This window comes from Candidatus Harpocratesius sp., assembly GCF_054039255.1.
Window position 1 is genome coordinate 56,323 of record NZ_JBPLBG010000008.1, and the last position, 16,029, is coordinate 72,351.

The window sequence follows — 16,029 nt, forward strand, 5'->3', positions numbered from 1 at the left end:
AATCTTAAATTTTTCCTTTTCATTTGATAAGATAGAAAAATATACAGCCAATTTTTAACATCATAAATGACATCTATTTGACAATTTTAATTGACTGATGAAATATTTAGTAAAAAAATTTATTTTTAATTGAATATAAAGGGTATCCATGAATAAGAAGGTGGAGAAGATCTTTTCATATTTAATAAAACCTTTTCTTTCTTTGAATAAAAATCCAATATTATTTAAGGGAAAGAACTTTCATATTGTAAATTTCGGCTTGATTATGGTCATAAGCATCTTTATTTCTAACTCATTATTATTATTCTATTTAAATAGTAAAGGAATTTATTTTATTCATCCCACAATTGTTCCATTGGGGATTATGCTTTTTTCAATGTTGTTTTTCACTAAATTTTTTCAAGTTTTTGTAGATGGACTAAAATATTTTAAAAATTTTCTTTATAACTTAAATCAAACTACCATGTATAATCAAGGGGGTTTGATGGGGATTGGAATTGGGGCAATAATTGTTTGTTGGATGGAGCATATCAATATTGTTATATTTTTGGATGCTGTAACATTTGGAGCCACTCTTTCTCTCTTTGTAGGAAGAATTGGATGTTACAATTACGGATGTTGTTATGGAAAACCAACAAAAGGTTCATTTAGCGTTAAATACTCAAATATGAAATCAAAAGTAATTCGTGTTAATCCTGAATTATTGAATGTGCCTTTATACCCTACCCAACTTGTTGCTTCTTTATTCAATTTATTTCTATTTATCTTGGGATTCATTTACGTGTCATTTTTTGATATAGATGGTGTTATTCTTGTATCTTTTTTAATTTTGTATAATCTTTTTAGATATTTCTCCCAGCAAAAAAGAGCCTCATCAAAAAATAATGTTTTTTCTCGTACTGCGATTTTATATTTTCTATCTGGAATATTATTACTATTTATTTCAATTATCTTTAGGAATAATTTCTACACTCAAACACCATTCATAACACGTATTTCATTAGTGAATTATGTTAAAGGAATTTTGTTCAATTTTGATTATATGGCTACAATGAGCACTCTTTCTGTGGTAACCTTCCTTTTTTATGGAGTTCATGGAAGAAAATTGGGTCAGTATGTAGGTGGATAAATTTTTTTTTATTTTTCCTTATAGAATTAATTTTATTCAATAAAATTGATATAAAACGAAAGAAAAGCTTATCAAGCACTTTGGCTCCAATAGAATATAATGGAATCTACTTCGATCAATGAAAAAAAAAAATTTATTTTAGCTATAGATAGTGGAAGCACTGGAATTCGAGCTTTATTATTTAATCATAACGGGAAAATTGTAAATCGGGCATATCAAACAACCCATCCTTCATTTCCTGAAGAAGGTGCAATTGAACATGATCCACAGATTTTGTGGGAAGCATTATTGAAAGTTGTTAATACTATTTTTAAATCTTCTGAGTATTCCCTTAAAGAAGTAGCTGCACTGGGAATTACTAATCAAAGGGGTTCTTTTTGTTTAGTTGAAAAAGAGACAGGGGAACCAATCACTAATTTTATCAGTTGGGCAGATGTAAGAGCGGCTGATATGGCTAAACGATGTGATACTCAATTTTCTTATCGACTTTTACGTGGATTTGCAGGACTTGCTGGACGAATCACAAGTTCTCCTATGCTTTTAACCACTAAAATGGTTCACATGAGTCCAGTTTTGGGTATTCCTCGTTTGAAATGGCTGTTCGAACAACCTGAAGTAAAATACCGAGATAGACAACATTCAGGTCATGAATTATATGAACGCTGTAAAAATAATGAAATTCATTTTTGTACACTGGATACATGGTTTATTTACAAATTAACCAATGGAAAGCACCACTATACAGATGTAACGAATGCCAGTGGCACATCTATGTACAATCCATTTGATTTGGAATGGAATAAAACTTATTTCAAGATTTTTGATATTCCACATCCCCCAGCAATGTTTCCAAAGGTGCTAGATACAGCAGATGATTTTGGTTCCACTGATCCTGAAGTTTTCTTTGGACACAGCATACCAATTGGGGCAAGTGTTGGTGATCAAATGGCAGCTCTTTTCGGTCATTGTTGTTTTCATCCTGGTGATACTAAAATTTCGCAGGGGTCAGGTGCTTTTGTTGATATGACTGTCGGACCTAAACCAAAACTCTCGAAACGCGGTTTGTTTCCCCTAATTGCTTGGAGAATCAATGGCCAAATTACTTATATGCTCGAAGGTCAAGTTACTACTGCAGGAACATTAATTGATTGGTTGGGAGAAGGAATTGGTGTTTCAGATACTGCTCAAATGTTGAATGAATTTGCCGCCCAAACACATGATACTGAAGGTGTAATTTTCATCCCCACGCCATCAGGTATCAGTTTTCCATATTTCAGTCCCAAATCCCGTGCAACTATTTTTGGATTATCTTTATCCACCCATCGACGACATGTATGCCGTGCAGTATTAGAAGGATTAGCACTAAGAGCTTATGATATTCTTGAAGGCATGCAGCATGATACGAAAATCCAATTGACTGAAATCAAGGTGGATGGAGGTGTTTCCAAATCTGATATTCAATTGCAGTGTTTAGCTGATTTTACTAATGTTAAAGTTATGAGATCTCCAGAAAGTGATATGACAGGAACTGGGGCGGCATATTTTGCAGGACTTGCTGTTGGATTTTGGAAAGATTTTAAAGAACTTCAAGGATTGCAACAAGAATATCAAGAATTTTCACCAAAAATGGAGCCACACATCCGTACTGAAAAAATAAAACGATGGAAAAAAGCAGTTAAAGCGGTATTATCTCTTGAAAAATAAGAATAAATATAAGTTATTTAAGTGATTATCTGTAGTAAAGTAATTATTTAACCTTCTATCAATATTTATTCATTTTTTATCCATTGTTCCAAAGTTTTACGTACTCGATTGTTTATTTCATCTAAAGGAAGTAATGCTATTTCTTTGAATGATAATTTATCTTGGATCTCCCATTCCTTTAAAATTTCGTGTCCAAGAAAATATCCTGTTTGTTTATATCCTTGCACTTCAAACCATGATCCGAAAAATTGTCTTATTTTTTCATCATTTCCTAAAGAAAGTAAATATTCTTTTGCCAACCAATTTCGATGTGAGTAACACCAGGAGATCCAATTTTCTTTTCCCTCTGCTTCATGAAAAGATTCAGAGTTCATTATTTTATGTTCAGCCCGCATAGCAAAACCTTCTTCATAGAGATTCCAAAATGCATCATCTCCTTGCACTTTATTAGGAAGATTTACTTGATCGCGCCACTCTTGATGAATTAAATGACCCAATTCATGTGCTATTAGTCCTGCTAAAGTTTCATTAGAATGCCAGCCACAGTCAATAATATTCTCCAATCCCATCAGAACTGCTCTTTTATTATTAAATTTAGTTGCCCATCCAGCACCACACCCAATTCCAACGTAAAGAACGAAATTTACATCAAAAGAAAACTGCATTGTTTGAACTGCTTTGATAAATATCCATGGAATTATGTTATTTAATTTTTCAAAAATTGGTCTCATTTTAGGAACTGCTTGTGGAAATTTTGGAAAAACTTGCGTTTCAGCTATTTTTTCCCAATCCCATCCATCCTCTTTATAGCATTCAATTTGCATGTGCCATAATTCAGGATTTTGATGTTCAAAGATTTCTGCAAAAGTCGATATTTGCTTTTGAATTGGCAAATCTTTATTTTTTTCCCAAAATTGTTCAAATATTTCAAAAGCTGAAATAATTCTATAATTTGCCATGAATAATATAATTCTTTAAGGGTTAAAAATATAATTTCTAAGCATTACTTCACAAATGATCGAATCTTCAATATACTACATGCTGCCAAACATCAATTCATAACCCACATTGGCAATACTAAGTGTTTTATTCAAAATTTTGGGTGAAGTGACCAATGGTTCGAGTTTTTCTTGAAATTTCTTTAAAATATCCGAAATATTTTCTGAACGCTCCAAATTTCGCATTAAAAAGAGATGTTCCATATTTTTCCCAGATGTTTGAGACCATTCTTCTAATGCATTTATTCCATATTCCCATAACAATGTTGGACTTACATGTGTTGTAATGCTGATTTTTTCAACCATTTGTTGGAATGTCACATTGTCAAACCGGCTGGATGTTGCGATAAATCGATTAAAGTTCACTTTAAAGCCTTCTGTATCTAAATTCCAATGAAAGATTTCCTAATTGATTGAGAACAACACACCTAAAAAAAAGTTTCTAATTCATATTTTTTTAAGCGATCTATATGGACAAAATTCTAAAAATCATACAATAATTGTAAAAATTGAAAAGATTAAGAGAATGAAGAAAAAAAGAAAAAAATCGCATCTTATTAATATATTTTAGCGTCTCAAATCAGTTCCACAGTATGGGCAAAAACTTGCATTTAAATCAGTTTTTTCACCACAAATTGGACAGTAGTGCATAAGGCTTTCTTCATTTGAAGTTGTGAAATTGGTGGTTTCATAGATTTTTTCAGTTGTTTGCGTGTTAACTGCTTGAACTGCAGTATACATTGGTTGTTGCATATAGACAATTGTACTTTGTAATTGTTTCTGATGATTGCGTTTGGTAAGGGTCACTAAATAAAGCACTGTAATTTCTATCGCTTTAATTTTTAGAACTGCAGGTGCTATTTGAGCGAACCATTGTCCATCGAATAATACTCTCATAATAATGGATACAATAATCAATGCTACCCAAATTTGAATTACTTCATTTATTTCTGTATGGTACTGATAATTCTTTCGAGCTGCTGCATTTTGCAAGTATTCAATAATGCATTTAACTAAATGGATGAATAGTATAATTTGAATTATAATACTAAACCACATATGAGTAAATAATGCGTTCATTACAATCGAAACGACTGTTATTGCAATTATTGCACCTACAACGGGTTCGTGAGGTGCTTCCATTTTATTATTTTCAATTGAGTGATGATGATGATGCATTTGAATTACCATAAATTTGTTTCTGTGTTACTAAAAGAAAATGCTGATTATGAATAATTGGAAGCCCAATTCTTATCACAGCTTGCGGAAAGAATTTTAAATACTCATCTACACATCTACCCAGTGAACTCATAGAAATGAATTATGCGATTATAAACGGAAAAATCATCTCTTGCGATGAAAATCATACAATATATGAAAAATCGACCATTTTGATTGAAGATGGGAAAATTTCTGCAATCTTAGGAGAAAATGAGTCGATTCCCGATGGTTTTAAAATAATTGATGCTACAGATCGATATATTGTTCCAGGATTTATTGATTCTCATACTCATCAAGGGGTTTATGATGGAAGTGTTGGAAAGATGGGTTATGATGTAAATGAAGCCACTAATCCTAGTACCCCAATGATGAGAGTAATTGATGCTATCAACATCGAAGATCCTGCCTTTCAGGAAGCAGTTCAAGGTGGTGTAACCACCATCAATACAGGACCTGGATCCGCTAATGTAATAGGCGGACAATTTGCAATATTGAAAACTTACGCATCAACTCATCTAGTGGATGATTATATTGTGCAAGCACCTTCAGCTTTAAAGGCTGCATTAGGTGAAAATCCCAAGCGTGTATATGGCACAGATAAAAAGCTTCCCAGCACCAGAATGGGGATTGCGGCAGTTTTTCGAAAAGCTTTTTTGGATGCACAAGAGTACGGAAGAAAGTGGGGTGAATATAATAAGAAAAAGAAACTTTTTACTGATTCACTTGAAGTTGAGAAAATTCCCCCTGAACCTGAACGGGATTTAGATAAAGAGATGCTTCTTAAAGTTCTTCGACGTGAAATTCCCATTCATATTCATTGTCATCAACACAATGATATCGTAACTGCAGTTCGCTTGGCAGAAGAATTTAATCTTAGGTTAATGATTGTTCACGCCACAGAAGGACACAAGATTGCTGAATTTTTGGCTCACAAGCAGATTCCAGTTGCTGTAGGCCCAAGTATTATTGGATATGAGAAAAGTGAACTGCGTGATATTTCATTTCGAACCCCTGGTCTATTGTATAAAGCAAAAGTGAAATTTGCTATTCAAAGTGATACTTTTCCCAGATTATTGTATTTCCAAGTGCTTCCATGCATGGCAGCAAAATATGGATTGCCAATTGAAGAAGCATTACGTGCTGTAACGATTAATGCTGCAAAAATTTTAGGAATCAGTGATCGAGTTGGATCTATTGAACCTGGGAAAGATGCTGATTTAGTAGTGTGGTCAGATCATCCTGTCCAGAATTTTTATGCACAAGTTGAACTTACCATGGTTAATGGTATTGTTGCTTATAAAAGCTGATTAGTAAGTTATTTGCTATTTCTATTATTTATTATTGAAAGAAAATTGCTAATTTGAGCTTTTTTTTTCTAGCTTTTTGAAAAATCAATAATTAGATTTTTAAAAGACAGATAAAAGAAAAGAGACGAAAAAAAGCGATAAATTTAATATACGATTTAGGATATTTTTTTTGAGTATTAATATTACATCATTCCTGGAGGCATACCACCCATACCGCCCATACCGCCCATGCCGCCTGGAGCTCCACCTCCACCACCAGCAGAGGCTTTGGCTTTTATCATATCATCAATCCGTAAAATCATCACAGAAAGTTCTGTGGCAGATTTAATAATTTGATCAATGTTGGCGACAGGTTCAATAACTCCGGCTTCCTTATTATTAACCACTTTATTTTGATAAATATCTAACCCCATAAACTCATTTCCAGGTTTGGAATGTGCAGTTCGAAGTTCGGCAATTATATTTATTGGATCTAAACCAGCATTTTCTGCCAAAGTAATTGGAATAATTTCCATAGATCGAGCAAATGTTTCAATAGCAATCTGTTCTTTACCAGATTGAGTTGCTGCAAATTGGACCAATCTCTGTGAAATTTCCATTTCTACAGCTCCACCACCACCAACAATTTCAGCACGATCATACGTACTTGCTACGACACAAAGTGCATCATGTAATGTTCTCTCTGCTTCTTCTAATGCGCTGTTGACTCCTGCTCGTAGTAATATTGAAATTGCTTTAGGATTTTCACATCCAGAAATGAAACATAAATCGTCCCCAGCAATTTTCTTAAATTCTACTTTTTTAGCTTTTCCCAAATCATTCGCTGTAATTGATTCGATATTTTCTATGATTTTACCGCCGACTGCTTTTTTCAATTTTTCTAAATCACTTTTTGTGACTGATTTTACTGCCACAATTCCATATTTGTTAAGGAAGTGAGAAGCAGTATCCTCGATACCTTTTTGATTAATAACAACAGTGGCACCTACTTCTTTCAATTTATCTGCGAAATGGCGTAAAATCTGTTCTTCTTGATCCAAGAATGATTGGATGTCATTTGGGTTTGAAATTCGGAGATCGCTGGAGAATTCTGTCTTCTTAATTTCAAAAGCTTGATTCACCAAAGCTATTTTAGCGTCATTGATTAATTTTGGCATCATTTGGTGAGTTGGTTCTTTTTCTAAAATAATTCCTTCAATAATTTCAGATTCTTGGATAGAACGTCCCTTTTTCTTAACAACGATGATATCTTTAACTCTTGCCATATTATTTCCGTTTTTATCATCTTTAATTTTATTAAAGGCTTCAACAGCTAAATCTGCAAAGAATTCTTTGTTACCGCTAATTCCTTTTGAATTCATTGTTGTAGTGGCTATTTTCTTTAAAATTTCTTTATCTTTTGCAGGATCAATTTTTTCAGCAATTTCCTTTAAGATTTCTCTTGCTTTTTTTCCTGCTAAGTTAAATCCACGTGCAACAATACTGGGGTGAATACCTTGCGACATTAGTTCATTTGCAACTGTCAATAAATGTCCTGCAATTATTACACTGGATGTTGTTCCATCTCCAACATTATCATCTTGTGTCTTTGAAATTGCCACTGCCATTTTTGCACCAGGATGTTCCACTTCTAAATTATCTAAAATGGTAGCACCGTCATTTGTAACAGTTATATCCCCTAAAGAATCTACAAGCATTTTATCCATTCCTCGAGGTCCTAGGGTGGTTTTAACTGCTTCTGCTACTGCTTGAATGGCGAGAATGTTCTTTTCTCGAGCATCTTGCCCACGGGTGCGTTCTGCACCTTCTTTAAGAATCAAAATTGGGACTCCACCTAATTGTGACATGATTTTTACCTCATCTGTTAAATTTGAGACTTAATGGTCTCTGTAATTTATGAATTTAAAATAGATGATCTGAGGAAGTCTAAGTCATCAAAAATTTTAAACTTTTTCTCTATGATTATCATTATCAACTTATTAAATCAGTATTTTTTTTGATTCTGGTGTGGTTAAATAATGAAAATGACGAAAGTTTCTTTTTCAGGAGTTAAATGTGCGAATTAGTTTTTATATAAGACTCAAATTTAATCATCCATTAGTAAAGAAATATAGGATATTAAAGAAATTAACATAACTAATATATTGAAAGCGGTATTAGAATCAAAAAGAGGAGTCATGTTATCATGAACACTATAGAGAACCTTGAATTTATTGCAGTAAATTTAGATAAAATTAAAATTTCCCCTGGAATCACTTTAGTGGCTGTATCTAAAAGGAAACCCATAGAATATATTAAAGCTGCTTATAAATGGGGTGTACGAGACTTTGGGGAAAATTATGTTCAAGATGCTATTCCAAAAATACTTTCATTAAAACACTTAAGGGAAATTCGATGGCATTTTATCGGTCACATTCAATCGAATAAAATAAAAGATATCGTTGCACATTTTGATGAAGTACAATCTGTAGATCGTATGAAAATTGTTTCAAAAATGCAAAATGCGTGTGTATCTTTTGACAAGAAGATATCTGTATTAATTCAAGTGAATATAGGAAAGGAGCCTCAAAAAAGTGGAATCTTTCCTGAAGAAGTATCAGATTTTCTTAAATATTGCGATGATTTTTCTAGAATTGAAGTTAAAGGTTTTATGTGTATTCCTCCTGCAGATATTGATCCTACCCCATATTTTCGACAAATGAGAGAAATTTTCGAAACTTATAAGGAACAATACAAATTGACTACCCTAAGTATGGGGATGAGTCATGATTATCAACAAGCAATCAAAAACGGAGCAACAATGGTAAGGATTGGAACTGCTATATTTGGTCCTCGTAACCAATAATCTAAAAAATCCGTTCTATCTATGGTTGATTATTAATGATTGATTTCTTTTCACATTTTTATTTTATTAATTACAAAGACAAAATGATTAAATGTATGAAATAAGATTGTTAAAGTGTAATTAAAGGTGAGAAAGGTAATGGAAGATCCAGAAAAAAAAGAACAACAGAAGAAGCTTTTAAAAGAAATTAAAGAAGGTTCACAATTACATAAAATTGATGAACAAGAGCTTCATTCTGTAGAACAAGCGCGCCAATCTAGAAAAAATGAAATTAAAAGACTCAAAGGGCTTTTTGATAATGCTCAATCAATAATTAAAGAACTTCAGCAATCATCAATCCAGCTATCTCCGATTCCTGAAACAGAAAAAGAAATTTATCAAGCTGCAAAGAAAAAAAGATTGAAATCTATTAAAAAATTGCGTGAAACAATAGAAATGTCAAAAGAATTAATTAAAGAAATACAAAATACCACATTTTTGAAAGTTATTGATGAAAAAGAGCGTGAAAAGTACGAACAAGAAAAAAATCGACGTTTAGGAATGATTCGGATTGCTAACAAGCATTTATTGAATTTTTCAAACGTTTTAAATGAGATTTCAGAAAATCCATTAAATGCTTTAACACCAATAAATCCTCAAGAGCAAGAAGCATATTTAAATGCCAAAAAGAAAAGAATTGAAGATCTTAAGGAAGCTGAAAAATATCTTCAAAATTTTGGTACAATTTTAAAAGAAATCGAATCTACTCCTCCAATACTAAAGAAAGTTGATGAAAGCGCAAAACAAGAATATGAAATTCATCGTCAACAACGTTTAGATGAAATTTCAAATTTGAAATCTAAGATAGAGATGGCTGATAAATTACTCGATGATATCGTTTCAACTCTTGGAGTTTCTCATGAGCAGCGAACCGAGATAAGAAATGAATTATTGGAAAAATTTGAGATTGCTTCTGCTTATTTCGATCGATTAGATCCAGAAAAAGTAAAAAAATTTCAAGAAATAACTGGATTAAAAGAAAAAATAGAAAAAATTCCCCAGTTATTTCAAGAAATTCAAGAGAAGCAACTAACTCCGCCAGATCCTGCTGAAAGAGAAGCATACGAAAAATATAAATCTGAGCGAATGCAAGCAATTCAGCGTTTAAAAGGGAATATTCTGGCTAAAATGGATTTAAGCGTAGAATTAATGAAGGAAATTGAATCAATGCCGAAATTGCAAAGTATATCAATAAAAGATATCCATGAACATGAATATAATAAATTAGGTCGCCAAGCCGAAATTGCTCATTTGACAAGTCACCTTAATGTTTTGGATGAATTGATGAAAAAAGTAAAAGATGGTGTTAAACTGGAACAAATTGATTCAGAAGAAATGAATCAACTTCAGCAAGAAAAAGAAAAACGAATAAAGGAGATTTCGCAATTAAAATATAAATTAGATGTGATAAGTGAATTAATGGAATCAATAAACCGCGGAATTTCACTCACAAAAATTGAAGCCGAAGAACTTGAAGAATATGAAATGCGAAAACAAGAAAGAATTGATGAAATTAAGTTGTTAAAAGAAAAATTGCGTAAATTAGAGATTCCTATGGATGATTAAAATTTTTTTCATCGCATTTTCTTGTTTTTTTACTTAGATTTTTATTTTTTGCAACTTTTTTATTAAGAAAATTATCTTTTCCGATCTTTTCATTCTATGTTGGAATAATATCTAAATAATTCTAATTGAATGGAAAATAATATTTCATGGAGCTAGATTAATGGAAATACAAGGATATATTTTTGATATTGATGGAACTCTTTTAGATTCTAATATTGCGCATTTAAATGCTTGGCGAAGAGCATTACGTGAATATGGGATATTTAAGAACGATGAAGAGATAATTTCTCAATTTGGTTTGAAAACTGCTCAGATTTGTCGCAATTTAGCAGGAAAAAATGTGGACCATTCAACTATACAACACATTACTGAAGCAAAAACAGAATTTTTATTATCTGAAATTGAAAAAATTGCAGCATTTAAAGGTGTAAACGAACTTTTAGAAGAAATTTCAAAAAAATACGGAAAAATCGTATTTGTAAGTAATAATTTTAATAGAGTTATCGCAAGAATGATAGAAGTGAATCATTGGAACGATTTATCAATTGGTTATATTGGTATTGATGAAATAAAGAAAGCTAAACCTGATCCGGAAATGATTAAGAAAGCACTTACTTTACTGAATCTATCTGCTCTACGTTGTGTGATGATTGGTGATTCACAATACGATATCATAGCGGGAAAAGCTGCAGGAACAAGAACTATTGCTGTATGTTCTTCTCATTCAGTTGAATATTTCTCAAAATTGAAGCCAGATTTAATAATTTCAGAGGTGACAGATTTAATGATGCAATTACCACTAAATTTCTTGTAATTATTAGAGATTTCTCCCTACTTCGAGTATCATTTCGACATTTTCAGGTATTTTTGGTGCACCTTCTTTTATTTCTATTTTATCCAATATCTTTCGTCCAAGGGTTAAAAAACCTTTATTTGAAAGGATATGTGAATTAGTTTTTTTATCTTCTTTATTTATACGAATTTCTCGTTTGATTATTTCTGATGTTGTGATATCGTAATAGTGGGCTTCTATCATGGCAAGATGAAATTCTTTCGCATCTTCGATGTTTTCATGAATTCCACAGAAAACACCTCCATTTTCAAGATAATTTGTAAATTCTACGAATAGATTTTCAAAATAACAATCATCAATGCAGATTACATCAAAAAATTGTTGAGATTTAATTTCATTTAATTGAGGTATTTCATCTGTTTGTTGAGACACAAAAATAAAAGTAAAATTTGAAAGATTTTGAAGAGTTTTTTCTAAAATTCTCTTTAATGGAGATTGAATTTGAGTAACAACTAAAATTTTCCGATTTTGCGTGAATTGTGCGTAAATAAAAAGATTTCCTAAATTTTCTGGTGAGTATAAGTCATTAAAACCTATATTTTGAAGTGATTCATCTAAAGAATAAAAAGCTCCATATGTAAGATATCCTGTATGGCCTACCATTCGTCCAATTGGTCTAGTGGCATTAGTTTTTACTTGATAAAAGCGTTTTAATAATTCATAAGTCCTATACCAGGAAAAATGCTCACTTGAAAGTGCATTAATATTTTTTTTTACTTGTTCTAATGTTGGACTGAATAAGCAGATTCTCCCCTTTGTGGGGTGGAGATATTTTTTTACCTTTGGAACTGCCAACCAGGGTGTAGCCAAATCAAGCATAATGAAATGTATATTTTGAAAGTTGTAATCATTTTCAAGAATATCTCCAAGATTTACTGTAGTTTGATGAGTCATTCCCATAAATGAAATATTCTTTTTTGCCTGATTAAGTGCATTTTCCCGAATATCAAAACTGTAAACATGCCCATTAGGTTGGCAAAAATGGGCAAGAATACTGGTGACTGTTCCACTTCCAGTCCCTGCCTCAAGAACATTTGACTTTGGACCCACTCCACCATAAATTAAGATAGAACCAATATCTTCTGGATAAATAATTTGACTTTGACGTTTCATATGAAAAATGAAATCACTTATTAGTGGACGTAAAACTGCAACTTTTCGATGAAAAGGTTTAAGTAAGAATGTTTGTCCTGGTAATTTTCCAATTATTTCTTTATATTCTAAAAATCCTTTATCACTATGAAATTGTTGTGAAGATTTCACAGTTCGAATCCATTTTCTTCGAGGATCAAGAATAATATAAACTCTTTCACCTTCTTCTATCGCTTGCATCAAAAAACTAAACAATAGAAAGGCAAAAAATTTTTCGATAATCACATGTAGGAATGGGGGATAACGTGGATTTAGTAAAGTTAATAATAGATCGAAACCTTTGGGAGATTGATCTCATCTCGAATTTTTTTACTTAAATTTATCAGATGAGAGTTAAATCTATGTATCACAATAAATATCGTCATACGATATATTTTGGGTGCCAAATAAATGTTTAATCAGAACGAACCGGAAGATGAAGTCCCTCAACCAGAAGAAGAGAAATCTCCTGAAATCGAGAATGGTGATTCAATGGACTCATCTGATGATGAAAAAGAAGCCGATATTGATCCTGAAAAGGATGAAGAATTACAAGAATCGTTGGATCGTGAAGCTGAAACCTTATTGAGTGAAGATGAAGAAGAAGTTGAAGATGAACCTTTAGATTTTGAAGGTACAGCTAACGAAGAATCGGAAATCTCTCCTGATGAGAAATCAGAACAATCTGAATCTGCTAAAAGTGTTGATGAAAAGGATAAAAAAGCTAAAAAACGTCGCCGAAAGCAGAAACAACCGAAAATAGATCTCAGCAAAAATCCAAAGTTAAAAAGAATTGCTCAAGAATCCGAAAGAATTGAAGATGTAAATGAATTAAAAGAATTGCGTGATATACATAATGATGGAACACGTGATTTAATAAATAAAATCAAAAAGATTCAGATTGAGATTTCCAATGTTCGAAATCAAGCATTAGATTATCGAAATAAACGGGATCAATTGAATAAAAAAGTTCAAGAGATTAAAGAACGAAAATCAAAAATGGTTGAACTATTAAATGATTCTCGAGCTACACTAAAAAAAGCTAAAAATGATGCAAAACAAAGCGAAGAAGGTAGAAATACAAAAAAAATAGGTACCCAAATAGGGAAAATTCGGAGAAAAATAGAATTTTTAGAAAAGAAAATCGAAACAGAAGATTTAGAACTAAGTGAAGAAAATAAAATTGTTGATGAAATCGATAAATTAGAACGAACTCTTCAAGATTTAACAAAGGAACATCGAAAACCCAAACCATTCAAAGAAGAGATCGATAATATCCGAAATTATCGGAAAGACTTATCAGAAATAAATGAAGAATTAAGAACTTCTGCTGAAGAATCACAAAATTATCACTTGTTATATTTAGATTGTAGTAAAGAAATTGATGAACTTCGTCGTGAAAAGCGCAATCTACAGCGTGAGTTAAATGAAAATCGATTCATAGCAGATATCTACCATCAACGATTAATTGAAGTTTCTCAACGAATCAATCGACGAAAACGAATTTCCCAAAAAGCTCAATATCAAAATAAAAAGAAAATGAAAAAAGAAATTCAGCGTTTAACCTTAGAAGATGCTAAAGACAAGCTTAAAAAAGGTGTTAAACTGAATATCTTTGAAGCTCGTGCCTTTTTGGAAGAAAAAGCTAATAAAGCTCAGAAATAAATTACAAATTTAATTATTTCTTGCTTATCCTTTTTTTTCTCATTATATTAGATTGCAAGAGAATTACAATTTTTCAAAATATAGAATTTTGGAATTCTTTTTTTAATTAAAATTATGAAGAAAATGGGTCAAAATTAGTAAAAAAATAAAAACGACTGACGAAAAGAAATTTTTGAGGAAATTCTATAGTTTTCGCATGGAAATCTTAGAAATAATTGGTTCAATGGATACACTTTTTAATTGATCTTCAAATTCATCTAATTTTTCCAAAAATATTTCTATTGCTTTTGTAAATATTTCTTTTAAGGGTAATGAACCTGTTCCCTCAACAGTGAAGACGAATTTATTAGGTTCAAATTCTATGGTTATTGCTCCTGGAGGTGCATGATTAGCAATTGAATCAGTAAAATCTGGACCTTTCCAATAATCTTTGATTAGAGTTAATTTTCCATCAACTTTTTCAAATAATTTAGTGTGATCTTTTAATAAGAAATCATCAATTTCTTCTTCACTACTAAATTTTGAATTATCAATTGTTACTTTGGGAAAATATTTATAGCCAATAGAACAAACTGGCTGAAATTTAGCGTGATCTTTACCACGTCCTAATTGGGCGTAAGCTTCAAAAACTAATGATGTTCGTTTTCCTAATTCTGCAATTAAATAATTTTCATTAACAGGATGAATTTTTGGATCTAAGGATTCTAAATCACGGGAATAGACGTGTTTTTGTTCATTTTCTGCGTGGACTTCACACATTAACTGAGCTTGGCATAATGTACAACCTTGACCTCCACATGAACATTCTTCGGGAAGATTATAATTCTTTAAATCCGTTGTTAAGGGAATTAAACCTAATCGATGAGCAATCATTTCATCATATAAGACTGTATCGTTTTCGACAAACAGAACTTCTGTGATTGCCATGGTTGGAACTTCGGTTAATATTATTCGTCGAAAAGCATTGGCTAATTCAACACCTACACCATCGAGTACAAATTTAACCATGTCCAAATTTTCATTTTGGATTCTTTCAAAAACTTCAATTTTCAAAATCAATCGACCCGTATTTTAAATTTTTTATGATATAATGTTGTTCTGGAAATAGATTAAAAAAAAGGTATTTTTATATAATTAGAGAATAATGCGTTTTTAACGATAACTCTTTTGGAATCGTTTTCGTGCTTTCCGTCCACCCCAATGCTTTCTTTCTACTTGTCTAGAATCACCAGAAAGCATGGATCGATCATATTCTTTGATAGCGCGAATGACAGATTTTTTCTTAAGAAATTGAGTTATTGCTCGGCTTAACGCAATTCGGGCTGCATCAATTTGACCTATAACTCCGCCACCTTCTACGACAATATCAATATTGATAGTTTTCAGTTTTTCATCATTTACAATAATTAATAATTCTTCAATTTTCATTCGTGCTAATTCTGGTTGTATTTTTTCAACAGGAATCTTATTTATTCGTATGATTCCAGTTCCAGGTCGAACAGTGGCTCGTGCAATTGCATTTTTTCTTTTTCCGCTAGTTTGAATTATTTTCATTTTTAATCACCTTAATA

At 31.8% G+C, this 16,029-nt stretch carries 13 protein-coding genes and 1 pseudogene; 7 read left to right on the top strand and 7 right to left on the bottom strand.

The genetic code is table 11. From position 1 onward, the window contains the following. Positions 1 to 148: 148 nt before the first annotated feature. The gene (locus ACXLDF_RS02170; RefSeq protein ID WP_457556851.1) at positions 149 to 1,129 is read left to right on the top strand and encodes a prolipoprotein diacylglyceryl transferase family protein; all 981 of its coding nucleotides are present in this window, start codon (positions 149 to 151) and stop codon (positions 1,127 to 1,129) included. A gap of 99 nt (positions 1,130 to 1,228) precedes the next feature. Then, the gene (locus ACXLDF_RS02175; protein ID WP_457556852.1) at positions 1,229 to 2,833 is read left to right on the top strand and encodes a glycerol kinase 5; all 1,605 of its coding nucleotides are present in this window, start codon (positions 1,229 to 1,231) and stop codon (positions 2,831 to 2,833) included. Positions 2,834 to 2,898: 65 nt separating this feature from the next. Here ACXLDF_RS02175 and ACXLDF_RS02180 read toward each other — a convergent pair whose 3' ends face one another. The 3 genes from ACXLDF_RS02180 to ACXLDF_RS02190 form a co-directional block, all read right to left on the bottom strand. Beyond that, positions 2,899 to 3,792, bottom strand: a complete 894-nt coding sequence (locus tag ACXLDF_RS02180; RefSeq protein WP_457556853.1) for a hypothetical protein — start codon at positions 3,790 to 3,792, stop codon at positions 2,899 to 2,901. 75 nt (positions 3,793 to 3,867) lie between these two features. Further along, positions 3,868 to 4,197, bottom strand: a complete 330-nt coding sequence (locus ACXLDF_RS02185; protein WP_457556854.1) for an MPN domain-containing protein — start codon at positions 4,195 to 4,197, stop codon at positions 3,868 to 3,870. Positions 4,198 to 4,398: 201 nt separating this feature from the next. After that, positions 4,399 to 5,022, bottom strand: coding sequence for a zinc ribbon domain-containing protein (locus ACXLDF_RS02190; protein WP_457556855.1), 624 nt, complete (start codon positions 5,020 to 5,022; stop codon positions 4,399 to 4,401). 125 nt (positions 5,023 to 5,147) lie between these two features. Between ACXLDF_RS02190 and ACXLDF_RS02195 the strand changes: the two genes are divergently transcribed. Then, positions 5,148 to 6,359 (top strand): amidohydrolase, encoded by a 1,212-nt coding sequence (locus ACXLDF_RS02195; RefSeq protein ID WP_457556856.1) that lies wholly within the window; start codon positions 5,148 to 5,150, stop codon positions 6,357 to 6,359. 182 nt (positions 6,360 to 6,541) lie between these two features. Here ACXLDF_RS02195 and thsB read toward each other — a convergent pair whose 3' ends face one another. After that, the gene (thsB, locus tag ACXLDF_RS02200) at positions 6,542 to 8,206 is read right to left on the bottom strand and encodes a thermosome subunit beta (protein ID WP_457556857.1); all 1,665 of its coding nucleotides are present in this window, start codon (positions 8,204 to 8,206) and stop codon (positions 6,542 to 6,544) included. 338 nt (positions 8,207 to 8,544) lie between these two features. Here thsB and ACXLDF_RS02205 point away from each other — a divergent pair, with 338 nt between their 5' ends. From ACXLDF_RS02205 to ACXLDF_RS02215, 3 genes are all read left to right on the top strand, one after another. Then, positions 8,545 to 9,204, top strand: a complete 660-nt coding sequence (locus ACXLDF_RS02205) for a YggS family pyridoxal phosphate-dependent enzyme (RefSeq protein WP_457556858.1) — start codon at positions 8,545 to 8,547, stop codon at positions 9,202 to 9,204. A gap of 138 nt (positions 9,205 to 9,342) precedes the next feature. Continuing rightward, a complete protein-coding gene (locus tag ACXLDF_RS02210) occupies positions 9,343 to 10,809 on the top strand; it encodes a hypothetical protein (protein WP_457556859.1) in 1,467 nt (488 codons plus the stop codon). A 160-nt stretch (positions 10,810 to 10,969) separates the two neighbouring features. Beyond that, positions 10,970 to 11,623, top strand: coding sequence for an HAD family hydrolase (locus tag ACXLDF_RS02215; RefSeq protein WP_457556860.1), 654 nt, complete (start codon positions 10,970 to 10,972; stop codon positions 11,621 to 11,623). Positions 11,624 to 11,626: 3 nt separating this feature from the next. Here ACXLDF_RS02215 and ACXLDF_RS02220 read toward each other — a convergent pair whose 3' ends face one another. Further along, positions 11,627 to 12,994, bottom strand: a complete 1,368-nt coding sequence (locus ACXLDF_RS02220; protein WP_457556861.1) for a tRNA (adenine-N1)-methyltransferase — start codon at positions 12,992 to 12,994, stop codon at positions 11,627 to 11,629. A gap of 210 nt (positions 12,995 to 13,204) precedes the next feature. Between ACXLDF_RS02220 and ACXLDF_RS02225 the strand changes: the two genes are divergently transcribed. Continuing rightward, positions 13,205 to 14,458: a DUF7121 family protein gene (locus tag ACXLDF_RS02225; protein ID WP_457556862.1), complete on the top strand. Its 1,254-nt coding sequence runs from the start codon at positions 13,205 to 13,207 to the stop codon at positions 14,456 to 14,458. A 291-nt stretch (positions 14,459 to 14,749) separates the two neighbouring features. Here ACXLDF_RS02225 and ACXLDF_RS02230 read toward each other — a convergent pair. Beyond that, a pseudogene (locus ACXLDF_RS02230) lies at positions 14,750 to 15,466 on the bottom strand (DNA-directed RNA polymerase subunit D); the annotation flags it as partial. Positions 15,467 to 15,610: 144 nt separating this feature from the next. Next, on the bottom strand, positions 15,611 to 16,012 hold the full coding sequence (locus ACXLDF_RS02235; RefSeq protein WP_457556863.1) for a 30S ribosomal protein S9: 402 nt from the start codon (positions 16,010 to 16,012) through the stop codon (positions 15,611 to 15,613). Between the last annotated feature and the right edge of the window lie 17 nt (positions 16,013 to 16,029).